General features: G+C 48.3%; 13 protein-coding genes. 7 read left to right on the plus strand and 6 right to left on the minus strand.

What is annotated here, in order from left to right; translation table 11 throughout:
• Positions 1 to 112: 112 nt before the first annotated feature.
• From DC345_RS17390 to DC345_RS17400, 3 genes are all read left to right on the plus strand, one after another.
• Positions 113 to 628 (plus strand): mismatch-specific DNA-glycosylase, encoded by a 516-nt coding sequence (locus tag DC345_RS17390; RefSeq protein ID WP_072735185.1) that lies wholly within the window; start codon positions 113 to 115, stop codon positions 626 to 628.
• A gap of 200 nt (positions 629 to 828) precedes the next feature.
• Positions 829 to 1,401, plus strand: a complete 573-nt coding sequence (locus DC345_RS17395; RefSeq protein ID WP_113054132.1) for an RNA polymerase sigma factor — start codon at positions 829 to 831, stop codon at positions 1,399 to 1,401.
• Complete coding sequence (locus tag DC345_RS17400; protein WP_113054133.1) at positions 1,382 to 2,992, plus strand: DUF4179 domain-containing protein; 1,611 nt, start codon at positions 1,382 to 1,384, stop codon at positions 2,990 to 2,992. The genes DC345_RS17395 and DC345_RS17400 overlap by 20 nt, the downstream gene beginning before the upstream one ends.
• Before the next feature lie 145 nt (positions 2,993 to 3,137).
• Here the strand turns inward: DC345_RS17400 and DC345_RS17405 are convergent, their stop codons facing one another.
• Positions 3,138 to 4,196, minus strand: a complete 1,059-nt coding sequence (locus DC345_RS17405) for a LacI family DNA-binding transcriptional regulator (protein WP_113054134.1) — start codon at positions 4,194 to 4,196, stop codon at positions 3,138 to 3,140.
• 443 nt (positions 4,197 to 4,639) lie between these two features.
• On the opposite strand from DC345_RS17405, the gene DC345_RS17410 reads away from it, so the two are divergent.
• Positions 4,640 to 5,959: a glycoside hydrolase family 125 protein gene (locus tag DC345_RS17410; protein ID WP_113054135.1), complete on the plus strand. Its 1,320-nt coding sequence runs from the start codon at positions 4,640 to 4,642 to the stop codon at positions 5,957 to 5,959.
• Positions 5,960 to 6,295: 336 nt separating this feature from the next.
• On the opposite strand, the gene DC345_RS17415 is transcribed toward DC345_RS17410, so the two are convergent.
• Both DC345_RS17415 and DC345_RS17420 read right to left on the minus strand, forming a co-directional pair.
• Positions 6,296 to 7,351, minus strand: a complete 1,056-nt coding sequence (locus DC345_RS17415) for a Gfo/Idh/MocA family protein (protein WP_113054136.1) — start codon at positions 7,349 to 7,351, stop codon at positions 6,296 to 6,298.
• A 75-nt stretch (positions 7,352 to 7,426) separates the two neighbouring features.
• Positions 7,427 to 8,314 (minus strand): sugar phosphate isomerase/epimerase family protein, encoded by an 888-nt coding sequence (locus DC345_RS17420; RefSeq protein WP_113054137.1) that lies wholly within the window; start codon positions 8,312 to 8,314, stop codon positions 7,427 to 7,429.
• Positions 8,315 to 8,444: 130 nt separating this feature from the next.
• Between DC345_RS17420 and DC345_RS17425 the strand changes: the two genes are divergently transcribed.
• Positions 8,445 to 9,332: a helix-turn-helix transcriptional regulator gene (locus DC345_RS17425; protein WP_113054138.1), complete on the plus strand. Its 888-nt coding sequence runs from the start codon at positions 8,445 to 8,447 to the stop codon at positions 9,330 to 9,332.
• 123 nt (positions 9,333 to 9,455) lie between these two features.
• On the opposite strand, the gene DC345_RS17430 is transcribed toward DC345_RS17425, so the two are convergent.
• The gene (locus DC345_RS17430; protein ID WP_076290223.1) at positions 9,456 to 10,139 is read right to left on the minus strand and encodes a serine/threonine protein kinase; all 684 of its coding nucleotides are present in this window, start codon (positions 10,137 to 10,139) and stop codon (positions 9,456 to 9,458) included.
• Between the two features lie 263 nt (positions 10,140 to 10,402).
• Between DC345_RS17430 and DC345_RS17435 the strand changes: the two genes are divergently transcribed.
• Positions 10,403 to 11,320 carry a PD-(D/E)XK nuclease family protein gene (locus DC345_RS17435; RefSeq protein ID WP_113054196.1) on the plus strand — a complete coding sequence of 306 codons (918 nt, stop codon included), beginning with the start codon at positions 10,403 to 10,405 and terminating at the stop codon, positions 11,318 to 11,320.
• 150 nt (positions 11,321 to 11,470) lie between these two features.
• Here DC345_RS17435 and ald read toward each other — a convergent pair whose 3' ends face one another.
• Positions 11,471 to 12,604, minus strand: a complete 1,134-nt coding sequence (ald, locus tag DC345_RS17440) for an alanine dehydrogenase (protein ID WP_113054139.1) — start codon at positions 12,602 to 12,604, stop codon at positions 11,471 to 11,473.
• A gap of 190 nt (positions 12,605 to 12,794) precedes the next feature.
• Here ald and DC345_RS17445 point away from each other — a divergent pair, with 190 nt between their 5' ends.
• Complete coding sequence (locus DC345_RS17445) at positions 12,795 to 14,465, plus strand: PucR family transcriptional regulator (RefSeq protein ID WP_113054140.1); 1,671 nt, start codon at positions 12,795 to 12,797, stop codon at positions 14,463 to 14,465.
• 53 nt (positions 14,466 to 14,518) lie between these two features.
• Here DC345_RS17445 and DC345_RS31515 read toward each other — a convergent pair whose 3' ends face one another.
• Positions 14,519 to 14,803, minus strand: a complete 285-nt coding sequence (locus tag DC345_RS31515; RefSeq protein WP_146752142.1) for a hypothetical protein — start codon at positions 14,801 to 14,803, stop codon at positions 14,519 to 14,521.
• Positions 14,804 to 14,934: the final 131 nt, after the last annotated feature.

Consider the following 14,934-nt stretch of genomic DNA (forward strand, 5'->3'; position numbering starts at 1 on the left):
TTCCTTTTTCATGAAAATTTCAGTCCGATTTCGAAAATACTTCAACCATTATATCATTTTATACACAGATGAAAGATGTAAATGACTAAAAAAGATAAGGAGGCTTTTCATTATGATTCCAGATCATCTGGATTATGGTTTATCGATATTATTTATTGGATTCAATCCCAGCATCACGTCTGGAGAGACGGGTCATCATTATGCTTATAAAGGAAACCGTTTCTGGCGCATTCTTGAGCGTTCCGGATTGACTCCTCGTTTATATGATGCACAAGAGGATGGAGAGTTGCTGAAGCTGGGGTACGGATTTACGAATATTGTTGCCCGGCCAACAAGAGGTATGGACGATATTACAAAGGAAGAATATGCAGAGGGACGGCAGATTTTGCGGCAAAAGCTGGAGGAATACCGACCAGACATCGCCTGTTTTGTTGGGAAAGGGGTATACACCCAGTATAGTCAGCGTGCCAAAGCGGAATGGGGATTTCAGGACGACCCGGTCGTCAAGGAAATTCATGAATTTGTAGCCCCGTCATCCAGTGGGTTAGTGCGTATGTCGATGGACGAGATCGTAGCGATCTATTCCCAGCTTAGTGATTTTGTCTCAGAGAAAAGCAGAGAGGACTGAAAAACGAAGCAAAAATGAAACTCCACATGGCAGCAAGTGGAGCAGTAACAAAGAACCTTCATTGGTTGCAGAGTTCGGCTATCCGGTTTAACACGGGGTGGTGCGAATTCTTTTTTTTGGATAAAGTGAGAGGTTTCAGGAAGTGATTCCGTCTATATAGTACAGAACCATGCATGGAAGCTGTAGAGAAGGGGGATTACATGACTCAACAGATACCAGAGGAGGAGCTCATTCAGCGTATTATCGCGGGGGACAAACAGCTGTTTGCTGTGCTCGTGGATCGATATAAAAATAAAGTCTTCTGCATTTTGCGCGGAATGGGTGCGAGTCATCAGGATGCACAGGATCTCGCTCAGGATACGTTTCTTCGGATTTACCGCTATCTTCCCACGCGAAGGGAAGGAAGCAGTTTCTCCTCCTGGGTGTACACCATTGCTGTGAATCGGATGCGGGATTTTATGCGGCAACAGAAACCTGTGATGACCGCTGTTCATACAGGCTTGGAACAAACCAATGGTGAAACGCCAGAGAAACATGTGCTGCATAAGGAGATGCAGCGTGAAATCTATCGCCAGATGGATCAACTGCCAGAATCGTATCGGCTTGTGCTGCTGCTTAAATATACGAATGAGCTGAGCTACGAAGAGATTGCAGATATCACGGACATGAGTCCCGCACAAGTGCGTAATGCACTTTATCGAGGGAAGAAAACGTTGAAGAAACAAATGGAGCGCAAAGGAGGTTTATCGACGTATGAAGCCTATTCCAAATGATGAGGATCGATTGTGGGAACAGCATTTGTTCCGTGAGGAACCGGATGCGGACTTTACGCTTGAGGTGATGCGGAAACTGGAAGGGGTATCTATGGAGAACGCAGAAGACGGGGATCCATTTACGAAAAAGGCTTCCAAATCCCATTGGATGCGCCGTACTGGGATTGCAGCGGCGGCAGTTGTGATCCTTGTGGGAGGGGCATGGTTTGCTTTTGATCACACAGCAAAATCCAAGCAACCCACGGTGAATGCTGTAAATAACCCGCCATTACCTAACATACCTGTTCCAGAAGAACTCAAGTATTCCTATTTTGCAGATGATTACAAACGTTTGAAGCCACTCGGTCTAGTGGTTAATCCGAATATCAACATTGAGGATCAGGGCTACACGCTTAAGATTGAAAATGTGCTTGTGGATCGCTCTCAGATTGTAATGACCTTGCAACAAACAATGCCTGATGGGTCAGGATTATCACGGTTAGTGTCTGAAATGGGTAGAATTCATGTTACGGATAAAGAGGGACGGGAGGTTGCCACTCTTGCAAGAGATACCAGAACAAAGGGCTACGTAACCGAACGATTGGTATTCCAGTTGCATGATGTAATTCCGGATCGGGTGTTCGTGCGTGGTGAACTGAGCCGCTTAAATATGGATTATTATAATTTCGAGACAAAATCGTACGAAGATAAAGAGGTTACGGTGGATTGGAGCTTCCAATTCAAAATCGATATGACCAAAGCTAAATTAATGGCTGTTGAGGCTCCCATGAACAACACCTACACCACTCCAGAGGGCTTAAAACTGGATATGACACAGCTTGTACGTACACCAAATGGAACCCGCCTTGACATGAACATCAGTCTGGATGATCAGCTTCAAGCCAAAGTTGATGAGAATTGGGCGAGCTATATGAGCATCATCTACCATCTTGAGATCCCTGAAACCAATGAATATCGAATTTTCAATGGATTTAGACCAGATGCCCGTGAAGCCAAGTTTCGGCTCCAAGATCAGAGTGCCTTAATGAATGGTGGGCCGTTGAAGTTGTCGGAGACGTGGGATCCTTCCTTTGTAACGGTGGATGCCAAGAACATTCGCTTTGTTCTGGATGGTTACACAATACCTGTGAAGGAAGAGAATTCAGTGGAAGTCGATCTGGAAAAGAGGCGTAAGGATACCAAGTTCTATACATTTGTAGAATTTGAACAGCTTGGCGATAAAATATTTATATATGATTTTGACTACAAGCCTGTGATGGAATCGTACACCCCTCCGAAAATCGATGAGACGAAAGGATATTCACTTGTACTGGAGGGAAGTGGTACGTTCCGAAATGCTTTCGTGGGTGATCGCTGGGTGGCAGTAGATTCGGAAGGAACAGAATATCCTGTTGAAGTGGTTGGTTATCCAGACCAGCCCAATAGTAACGGTGAATACGTTGCCGATAAACTGAAAATGGTCATCCGTGGTTTTTACAAAGAAGATGGAACGAAATTTACCTTAAAAAGAACCGTGGTTAATCGAGAGTACCGTGACGTGAATTGGGAAGTAGATCTTCCGTCGTACACCAGTCTGCCTTGGCAGAAATAACAGTCATGAATGACGAGGACGGAATTGAAAAGCTTGGATGATTAACTAGATAGGGATGAAAGGCCCCGCATAATAACATGCGAGGCCTTTTTGATATTCAATTAAGTTAAGTTGTGCTGATGCTAAAGAGGTTGTGCACATTGAGTTACGCCGATTCCCTTGGAATAAGGGACGTGGATAACATCACCGTTTCCTTTGGTGTTCCCGGGCGTTCAATTCTGCGCTGTAATGCTTCGATCGCACGCTGCCCGAGTTCCTCTTTGCACAGGTTGACCGTGGTCAGAGGCGGGGATGATGTAGCGGCGGCATGCACATTGTCGATACCGATGACAAGGCAATCCTCAGGTGTGGAGAATCCCATTTCCTGCAACTTATTCATCCACTGCAAGGCGATATCGTCATTGACGCCAATCCACGCATCAGGCCGTTCGTCTGCGGGCATGTTTTTGATTGTGGCAGCCAATTGGTCGATCCATTCGCCGTTCTCATAAGGAATATTCCATTCTCTGAACGTGGTCAACCGACTGCTGTCTGCGTGAAAATGGTTCAAAGCCAGTTCGATGCCGATCTTCCGCTGTGCGAAGCTGGCAGCCCGGCCATCATCCGTAATCAGACCGATGCGGCGACACTGCATCGACATTAAATATCTCGCCACAGTAATGCCTGCTTCCAGGTTATCGTGGCTGATGGTATCACAGTTCAATAGTGGCTCCTGATGATCCACAAGCACAATAGGGCGGCCTGTCTGAGCCAGTCGTTGCAAGACCGCATGGGGGAAAGCACCCATGACGATGACCCCGGCACACCTTTCCCAGTCCAAGTGGGGAGCGATTGCCCGTTCTGGCGGCGTGTGTTCATCAGCGACTCCCAGTGAGGGAGATACAATGGCATGATGCCATCCTCTTTCATTACAGGCGGAGATCATGCCGGAGAGGACGCGCTGCCAGTAGTGAGGCTCACCCCGGTTGAGCTGATTCATGCAGATGAGAGCAAATGGAGGCTCGGATTGTTCCGTATGGATTGCAGCTGGAACAGTGCTGCTTCCGGGGGTGCTTTGGCGATATCCCAAGGCACGAGCTAATTCCAACACACGGGCGCGTGTCGCTTCGCTGACACCTGTCTTGCCACTGAGTGCACGGGAGACGGCATATTTGGATAATCCAAGCTGGTCAGCCAGCGACTGGATGGATACTTTACGTGACATTTCATTACTCCTTCATATGTAAACAATTTGCATAAATCCAACAAGCCATTTCAATCTATATAAATTGAACAAAACATTTACACGATAACGGAGAGGACAGAAATAACCTGAAGAAGCGGAGCGTTCGCCTTTATCCCCGGATTTTCCCCTTCGAAAAAGGGAATCCAAAAAAATCTGGGGATAACAGCGATCGGAAGGTTGTTCTGTCATCGGAGTGGCAGGTGTAAATATTCTTTAGTTCAATTTATATATACAAGATATGATCCAATTTATTTTTTTAATGAACCATCCGTTATGAATTGACGATCATCTTCCTGCACAGTACACTTACAAATAATAATGTTATTATAATTTATCATAACAAAAATAACAATGTGACACAAATCATTGAATGAAACGATGCAAACAAATATGGAAACTTCAATTCAAAGGAGACGACATCCATGGAACAGTTCAGATTACCGAAAATCCCCATGCCGCATCTGGAATTACCGCAAGCTGTACAGAACATTCTCACCGAGGCTGAGGAAAGACTGCAACATAGACCCAGATTATTGGCACAGTTTCGTAACTGTTTTCCCAACACGCTGGAAACGACGACAAAGCTATTGGATGATGGGACAACCTTTGTTATTACAGGGGATATCCCGGCAATGTGGCTGCGTGATTCAGTGGAGCAGGTGATGCACTACGTTCCGCTGGCAAAGGAAGACGAACAGCTGCAGCGGATCATTGGGGGGCTGATCAAACGGCATACATTCTATGCGGACATCGATATCTATGCCAATGCGTTCAACGAAACGGCTAATGGATGGCATTGGGATGCGAATGATGAGACAGAGATGTCGCCTTGGGTGTGGGAACGCAAGTTTGAGCTGGATTCACTTTGTTTCTCTATGCGGCTCGCCTATGCGTATTGGCGTGAGACGGAATTGACGGATATATTTGACGAGCGTTTCAAGAGGGTGATGGAGAGCATATTAAGTCTGTGGAAAACGGAGCAGCGCCATGGTGAGCAGTCTTCATATCGATTCATGCGCCGGAATTGCCCAGCTCATGATACGCTCCGTAATGAAGGATTCGGGATGCCGGTAAACTATACCGGGATGATCTGGTCCGGTTTCCGCCCCAGTGATGATGCATGTGATTTTCATTATAATATCCCGGCAAATATGTTTGCGGCGGTAACTTTGCGTCAAATGGGAGAGATTGCAAGGTGGGTATTCAGGGATGAGAAGCTTGTCAGTGAGATGGCTCATCTGGAAGAAGAAATACGACATGGTATTTCCTTATACGGTACTTACCGTCACCCCGAGTATGGGCAGATCTATGCCTATGAGACAGATGGTTACGGCAACTTTTGCCTAATGGATGATGCAGGTACCCCGGGACTAATGTCTATTCCGTATTTGGAGTATGCTTCCACGGAGGACATCGTGTACCAGAATACACGGCGCTTTATTTTGAGCAAGGAAAATCCGTTTTATTATGAAGGACAAGCAGCCAAAGGCATCGGCAGCCCTCATACTCCGCCTGGCTACATCTGGCATATGGCGCTGTCCATGCAGGGTCTGACCGCAGACAATGATAAGGAAATGCTGGAGATGATAGAGCTGCTGGAGAACACGGATGCAGGTACCGGGTACATGCATGAAGGTTTTCATTCGGATGATCCAAACACGTTCACAAGGCCGTGGTTTGCCTGGTCCAACAGCCTATTCTCGCAGCTTGTGTACAAGGCAATGAAAAAAGGGATTCTATAAAATGATGTAAGTTCAAAAAATGACTGTCTGCAAAGCAGCCGTTCCGGTTACGAATCGTTCTTTCGATCGCTGTTATCCCCGGATTTCCTGATCGCCTTTTTCAAAGTCGAAATCCGGTGATAGCGTATGCTTCCGATGCAGCTTTCTTGCAGAAAGCTTTCAGGCGAACACTTCGTTTCTCCAGGATCGATGTCGTTCCCTGCACTACTTCGCGTTTTATCAGAAACTTTTTTTGTACCTTGTATAGGAAAAGGAAGTAGGTAAAAAACAATAAAGCCCAAACTGCTAAACTTTTGCAGATTGGGCTTTATTTAATTCAAGTACGTAGGCGCTTCGCTATACAGTTTTCAGCAGATCGGCGATGAACACCTTTTGACCAGTGCGGGCACTTTCGAGGGACGCAAGCACCATGGCCATACTGAACTGGTTGTCACTGCAATCGGTCTCAGGCAGATGCCCGGATTCCAGCGCTGCGAACATGTCTTCGAGACACCCGTGATGACCGGTTTTCTCCATGACAGGTAGTTGTCCCTCGATCCGCTCACACGGTTGGAAAAAGGACGGTTTGCCTTCCGCATCCAGCTGCTGCGCCGAGACAACTTCAGCATAAATGTCATCATGTCCATCCCAGATCGCGGTTCCTTTTTCTCCGGTTACACGCCAGGATGCTTCCCATGAAGTAGGCACACCCTCTGTACACCAGGACCCGCGATAGTTAAACACGGAGCCATCGGACATTTCGAAGATACATAACGCCATCGCATTGCCTTGATACCATGACCCCGGAGGATTGAATTCGTGGCAGTACACCGAGACCGGGTTGGCACCAAGAATGTATCGTGCCTGGTCGAAGGTGTGAATCGCCATATCCAGCAGCAGTGGACTGTCCATCAGGTCACGGAATCCACCAAAATGAGGTCCCAGGAAGAAATCTGCCCCAGCAAAACCGACCTGGCCGATCGTTCCGTCGGAAATCAACTGCCGATAGGCGCGAATACGTGGATCGAAACGACGATTTTGCATCACAGCCTGAATATTACCTGTACGGCGTGCAGTCTGAACAATATCTTCACAGTCAGAGAAGGATTCCGCCAGAGGTTTTTCACCAAATACATGACATCCTTGTTGTAACGCCGTCATGGCAATGGTGTGATGGCTTGCTGGAATGGTGACATCAAATACGATATTGGCATCTGTTGCCCGAATGGCCTCACTGATATCCGTAAACGTGGGGCAGGAGAGGCCGTGCCGTGCAGCGAGTGCAACGGCGGTCTGTTCATACAGATCGACAAGCCCTACAATTTCCGTGTCCGGCCTTTGCATGGCATAATCTACCCAGGTATTGGACATGGCCCCACAGCCTGCCACAACTACCCGATAAGGATGACTCATCCAATCATCTCCTTATGCTTTTCATTTTCTATGTTCGTATAATGGACATCATGCCACTTCATGTTAATCCCGTTTCTATACCGGATTGGGAACAAAGTTTCCACCGCGACATTGTTTCAAATAGTTTAGTGCGTGCACCTGTCCGGTCATTTCGAGTTCATCTTTGTAGACAGGATCATGCCAGCCTTCAATATCAATCGTTCCCTGATACCCGTTTTGGCGCAGAATTGTAATAATGTCGGACCAGTTGGTATCCCCGAAGCCGGGTGTACGGTGCCAGACGAATTCACGTGGGCCGTGCACGCCATATTCTTTGACGATGTCCCAGGCAATGGTGGCATCTTTGCCGTGCACATGGAACACTTTAGGCGCCCACTTGCGCAGTTGAGGAATCGGGTCGATCAGGCTGGACATTTGATGGCATGGCTCCCATTCCAATCCGATGTTTTCATCAGGAACCGCATCGAACATCATCTCCCAGGCCGTTGGATTATGCGCAATGTTCCAATCGCCAGTCTGCCATGTACCGCCCATATCACAGTTTTCAAAAGCAATGCGTACACCCCGGTCTGCAGCCCGGCGTGCCAGTTCTCCAAACACTTCCTTGAACCGCGGAATCGACTGGTCAATCGGTTGGTCGGTCAGTCGTCCGGTGAACCCGGAGACGATATCCGCTCCGAAGAGCTGGGCATGGTCAATCACCCGTTCCCAACTGGCGAGTGTATCGGCATTATCCCCGGCTCCGGTGAGCGGATTGCCGAACACACTTACTGCAGAGATGACAATTCCTTGTTCGTCCACAATTTCACGGACACGTTTGGCAGTTTCGGCGAGGTCCAGATCACCCGTCGTTTGCCAGAAGGTCAGATTAAATGATTCGAAGCCATGTTTCATGATCTGTGGAATGACGCGGACTGCGTCGTGTCCACCTACAAGGGTACCTATGCGTAACGGATTATTCATGGTTGTATTTCACTCCAATATTGGCTTATAGTACTTCGTGACACACTCATTATAGCCGGGCATCTACCGGATGGCTCTATACAATCTTGTGCAATATTAGTCTGATCTTGTGGGGAAAGGAGGAGACAGCGTGCTGGACCTGAAAGCGCTTCACGAAAATACCCGCATTGACCATAAATCTCATCCATTTCAGCTGTTCCAGAATCGTTGCTGGGGGATGAAAACGGAAGAATGCATTCTGTACCTGCACTGGCATGAACACTTTGAACTGATTTTTATGCGGCAGGGCAGTGCCTTGTTTCATATCGACAGCAGACCCTACGTAGCTCAAGCAGGTGAGGTCATTATCATTCCCGGAGGGGCGCTGCATGTCGGGTATGCTTTGGAGGAAGGGGATATCCACTATGATTCGGTTGTGCTCAACAGTGCATTATTTCATGATTTTACCCTTGATCCCGTTCACTTGAAATATGTTGCTCCCTATCTGGAGGGGAAGGTAAGGTTCCCGGTGAAACCGGCGGAGCACGACGCAGCTTGCCAAGGCTATTACTCCCTGTTGGATGAAGCCATCGAGGAGATGGCCTCACAACCGCTGGCCTACCAACTGGTTGTGAAGTCCAAGCTGCATGCCTTGTTCACTCTGCTTGCCCGTACATTTATGCCACATCAACTTCCTGATAAAACAACGGGATCGTATTTTCCAAATCGGGAACGATTCAAGCATCTGATTGAGCAGATTGAAGCGGAGCCAACAGGGAAAATGTCCGTTACCGAGGCAGCCGGGAAGATAGGGCTGAATACGTATCATTTTTGTAAAATGTTCAAAAAACTGACCGGACGCACCTTTGTGGAATATGTGAACGGGTGCCGAATGACCAAAGCCGAACAGCTGCTGCAGGAGAGCAGCCTGACCATTACAGAAATTGCCGCCCAGGTTGGCTGTGATAACGCCAACTATTTTACGAAGCTGTATAAACAATACAAAGGGATGACACCCTCGCAGGGGCGGTTAAAATAGGAAAACCTTGTGTCAACAGGTACAAACAAAAATCCGGATCACCGCCAGAGATGCGCGAGTAATCCGGATTATTTTATGAATATCAGATATCAGAACAAACATTTGATCTGTTTATAAACATGCTTATTTCATGAATTTAGAGAATAACCGATTAGCTTTCTTGGAGAGGTCGTCCAACTTGATATTGGCCTGATCCAGTTGATTGTATCCCCACTTGATCGTTTGCAGCATGCGAGGGGAGATGGGCGTACCTTTGATCCGTGGATAAATGTTGTGATAGGCCCAGACGAGATGCTCCCAGCGATTATCGTTACCGTCCTGAATATACTCCGATACGTCGATGACTTTCCCGCGTCCGTTCTGGAGAATTACATTTTTCAGGTGAATGTCCCGTGGATTCAGGCCACGACTGCGTACTGCCTCACGCGCTTCGTCCACATCGAGCATGACCTGCTCAGGGACAGGGATACCTTTTTCCAAACATTCGAGTAAGGTATCTCCCGCTTCGAAACTGATCACAAGAATATTCCGGCCGCTGCCGTAATAGGTAGGGAAGTAGGGCAGGCCTTTGAGCTGCTCATATACCTGTTTTTCATTTTCAAGTTTGTCCAGGGCATGATCTGAGTACATCTTGAAGGCGTACTGCGGCAATCCGTCATACGTAAATACCGCCGCATCCGTTCCTGTGCCAATACAATTCAGTCCTTCTACATGGCCAATGATGTTCACGAGCTCATTCCGGTCGCTTCCGATGACTTGGATTTGTTGTAATGCTTCTTCCGCCTGGAACCAATCCGGTCGATTCATGGGTGGTGCCTCCTTTTAGGATATGCCTGTACAATTATCTGTCTAACTGCAAAATCCTGTACTCTTTTAGTATAGTATGCGTTCTGCGCTGTAATTTCATATTCTGGTGATGTTACTATATAAACGTTACGCATTGAATCGGAAACGGTTGCGGATAGAAGAAAATTACGGAAGGATGCTTGCGGCGTTTTTGTCCTTTCCTATATACTGTGAGCATTAAGGGATCTCATGCAGATCCGGCATACAGAAAGGCAGAATATCTTATGGCACAATACCCGCAGTGGTCTTATTCGCAGTCGCGGGCGAGTATGTTCGATGAGTGCCTGCGCAAATATTATTATCATTATTATGGAGCCCATAACGGCTGGAAGGCAGAGTCAGCTGATGAGATGCAGGTGCGTCTGTATCGGTTGAAGCAGCTTAGTAATCTATACCTCGTATTCGGCGACCTGGCGCATCGGATGTGTGAATCGGCGGTTCGCAGCAGGGAAGAAGGCAAGGATAAACCTCGTGAACACTTTCTGGAACAAACTATGCGCAAGCTGCTCAATCAGGCGTATGTGGAATCGATGGATCAGGATCAGTGGCGGCTCGACCCCAAGAACCGGGTGATGTTGTCTGAGATGTATTACGGGGATGACACGTTGAATGACCGGATTGCGACGATTAAAGAACGAGCCTCGGCCTGTGTCGGCAATCTGTACCAGACGCTCACGTGGGAGGACTTGTCCCGTGCAAGTACGGATATTTTGGAGATTGAGAAATGGGATACGATGATGCTGCACGATACGCGTGTGTATGTGAAGATGGACTTGTTATATCGTCGCAGCAACGGCAACATCGTCATTGTAGATTGGAAAACGGGCAAGGAGGATGACTTCTCGGATCAGTTGATGCTGTACGCATCCTATGTGAGGGAGCATTACCGGCTTCCACTGGAGCAGATCGAGCTGCGGGTGGAGTACCTGTTAACCGGGACACACCGAGAGTTTACGGCAACGGAAGAGGATATCCTGAAGGTGGAGGAGAACGTGGGGCGGTATATTGCGGAGATGCGCTCCTGTGTGGATGATGAGTATTACAACCGTCCCAAGGACGTTTCGTATTTCACGCCAATGCCTTCACGCCGTGCTTGCCGGGACTGTAATTTCCGTGAGGTATGCAGCGAACGTGTAGTATAGAGCGCCACCCGAAGCATCTTCAGATCTAATTCCTATTCATGTGAAAATAAAACAAGAAGCGCCAGCCTGGACAGGATCTGCCCGGACTGGCGCTTCTATTACGTTCCACAGGCCGGCGACAAGGCGCCAGGTGGAACGGTCATGTCAAGATTACTGGACCGCGGCGGTATTCTCCAGCGCCTGTCCTGCGGGAACATAGGCATGCCCGAGATCCCGGGCAACCGCCTCATACGTGATATGTCCATTCAGCACGTTTACCGCGCTGCGAATGGACGAACTGCCGCGAATCGCGGCAGCTGCACCGTGGTTCGCCAGCTGCAGCGCATAAGGCATGGTGGCGTTGGTCAGCGCCACCGTAGACGTGCGCGGCACCGCGCCAGGCATGTTCGCTACCGCGTAATGCACCACACCATGCTTCACATAGGTCGGTTCATCGTGGGTCGTGATATGATCAATGGTCTCCACAATTCCGCCCTGATCAATTGCGACATCCACAATGACCGAGCCGGGTGCCATGGTGGTGACCATTTGCTCGCTGACTAGGGTCGGCGCTTTGGCGCCTGGAATCAGCACCGCACAGATCAGCAGGTCGGCAGCCGCAACAGCCGACGCAATATTGGATGGACTCGATACCAGCGTATGAATCTGATTGCCAAAAATATCATCCAGCTGGCGCAGACGATTCAGATTCAAATCAAGGATGGTCACATCCGCACCCAGACCAATCGCGATTTTGGCGGCATTCGTACCTACTGTGCCACCTCCAATAATGACGACCTTGCCACGGCTTACGCCGGGTACGCCTGATAACAGAATGCCTTTGCCACCTTCCGTTTTCTCCAGCAGCTGCGCTCCAATCTGAGCAGACATCCGTCCGGCAACTTCACTCATCGGGGTGAGCAGAGGCAGTGTACCATTAACTTCCAATGTCTCGTACGCAATGGCAGTCACCCGGCTTTCAATCAGTGCCTTTGCCAGTGCAGGTTCCGCTGCGAGGTGCAGGTAGGTGAAAAGAATCAAGCCAGGACGAAAATAGGGGTATTCGCTGGCAAGGGGTTCTTTGACCTTGATGATCATATCTGCCTCTGCCCACACAGTTGAAGCTGTATCCCGAAGCTCCGCTCCGGCCGATTGATATTCGTTGTCTGTGAATCCACTGCCCAATCCTGCGCCACGTTCGATCATGACTTGATGTCCGGCTCTGACAAAATCAGCAGCTCCAGCAGGGGTCATTGCTACACGATTTTCATTGTTTTTGATTTCTTTCGGAATTCCGATTCTCATCGCCATGCACCTCGTCCATTTAATGGTTGTTAGCTTATACTACAAGTTTATGACCTGGATCATCGTTTTGCACCTTACCTCATGTCTATGTTTTGAAGAATTGATTCAACATAATGTCGAGAAAAGACTATTCAGGACATTTGTCCATCGCTTATAATGTAAGAAAAAATGACACTATGAGGGATCGATATTGAGAAATGACCGCGTGTTTACGATAAAGGATATTCTGGCTCGCCCTGTCTTTGCCAAAGCCCGGCTTGCTGCGGGGAAAGAAGGAACATCACGTCAAGTTGGATGGGTTCATGTGCTGGAGATTACCAATGTTTCTCCCTTTGTAAGCCCCCATGATCTTATTTTATCCACTGGATTATGGCTTCAATCGGAAGAAGGGCGCGAAGAATATCTGCTCCAGTTAATCCGGAGCGAAGCGGCGGGGCTCTGCGTGGAGTTTGGTACGAGCATTCATGGCATACCCGAAGAATTGATAGAACTCGCTGACAGGCATCAATTCCCGCTTATCGTGTTTGAGCAACCGGTCCGTTTTGTTGAGATCACGCAAGATATTCACGCTTTGCTTATTAATCATCAACACCAACTGCTGAAAAGTCTGGAAACCTATTCCCGTCAGCTTCAGCAGCGAACATTACAGAGTACAGACATGTCGGCTGTGCTCAATCTTCTGCATGAATATGCAGCCAAGCCGGTTGTGTATATCTCGTCCATGGAACCGGGCAGTTTTGTGCCGGAGCTGCCCTCCGAGACACAACAAGCGATCTACACATGGTACGAACAGGAGGTTGAGCATCTGGATCTCAATGATTCAGACACGGAGTTATGGTTCCATCTGGATGAGGAACAGGTGTTGCTATGTCACCCGGTCGTATGTTTTGGGCAGGTTTTTTCCGCAGTAGGCATGGTTGTACATCCTTCGGCACCCGTCGAATATCTCAAGCTGTTGCTCGATTATACAGCGAAGGCTGCGGCCGCATTGACGCTGCGCTCTCAGTTTCTAGAGGAGAAAATGGTACGCAACCAAAATGAGCTGATCCAGGATCTGATGAACGGTAACATTCTTCAAGAGGAGCAGGCACAGACCCGAATGGGGCTCCGTCTGTTGGTGAAGGGACAGTACTGGTTTGCCGGCGGCGTTATTGAGATGGAGCACCGTCTGAAAGGCATAGGCCGTGAGCGAATGGAAACCAATCATCAGGATATTCTGGTGCTGCTGCGTTCCTTGCTCAAAAAGAACAACCTGGCCAGCCTCATCATGCTGAAAAATAATCAGGTATATGTATGCTGCGCCAAGGAAGAGAGCAAGACATCCACACGAAATCAACTGGTAAAATCACTTGAAGGCATTATTAGTGATGTGAAGAGATTTGCGAGTCGCAACCTGAAGCAGGTTACGATCCATGCCGGATTTGGCAAGGTGCGTAACCGGTTAACAGGATTGCCGGACAGTCTGCGGGAAGCATATCAGGTCATCGAAGTTTCACGATCCGTGGATCGGCTGGAACATATTCATTTTTACGAACGTATGGGTATATATCAAATGCTCAAAGCATTGCCCCAATCGTTTCTGCAGCCTTTTGTCAATGACCATCTGGGCGTTCTGATTGACTATGATCGGGCACATCATCTAAGGCTGGTGGAGACATTGGATGCCTTTCTGCAAAATTTTGGTTCCAAACGGGATGCGGCTGCTCAATTGTTCATACATCGGCAAACCTTGTACAATAGATTGGAGAAGTTAGAAGAATTAATGGGACCAGATTTTATGGATCAGGAAAGAAGAATCTGCCTGGAGATGGCGCTGCTTGCTCATGCCATGATCGAGGAGGAACAGGATTTTCCATCTTGATGAATCAGGCTGGAAGACAGTCCAGACTGTGCATTATTGAAAGCATGCACAGTCTAGCAATTTTTACTGATGCGACGAGCGTTTCGTAATGCTCTTGGTAATACAGAGTTGCCAGAAGCCGGACGGCGGCCACGGAACAGTTTGGGTTGGCCGGAGGAAGGTGCAAGGGATAACGAGGTGGGAGCAGCCAAGCGATATGGCGAAGAGCTGCGCTCCGGAAGAGTTTCCGTCTCCATTCTTTTGGATGAAACACCGGTTTGACGCAACCATTCATCAAGTCGCTCGCGGTTGATTCCCAGTTGTCCGCTCAGATTACAGATATCGAGGTTTTTTCTCACACAAATCCGCCTTTCCTGGAATATCGGGCTGTATTGGTTCTGAAAGGGAAGCATGAAGTTCGAAATGGGTGGATGCCCACTTGATTGGTGTGCTCGATTAGCGGAATGGCGAATATGTTAAACATCCTCAT

Origin of the sequence: Paenibacillus taichungensis, from assembly GCF_003287275.1 — a bacterium.
Lineage (GTDB): Bacteria > Bacillota > Bacilli > Paenibacillales > Paenibacillaceae > Paenibacillus > Paenibacillus taichungensis_A.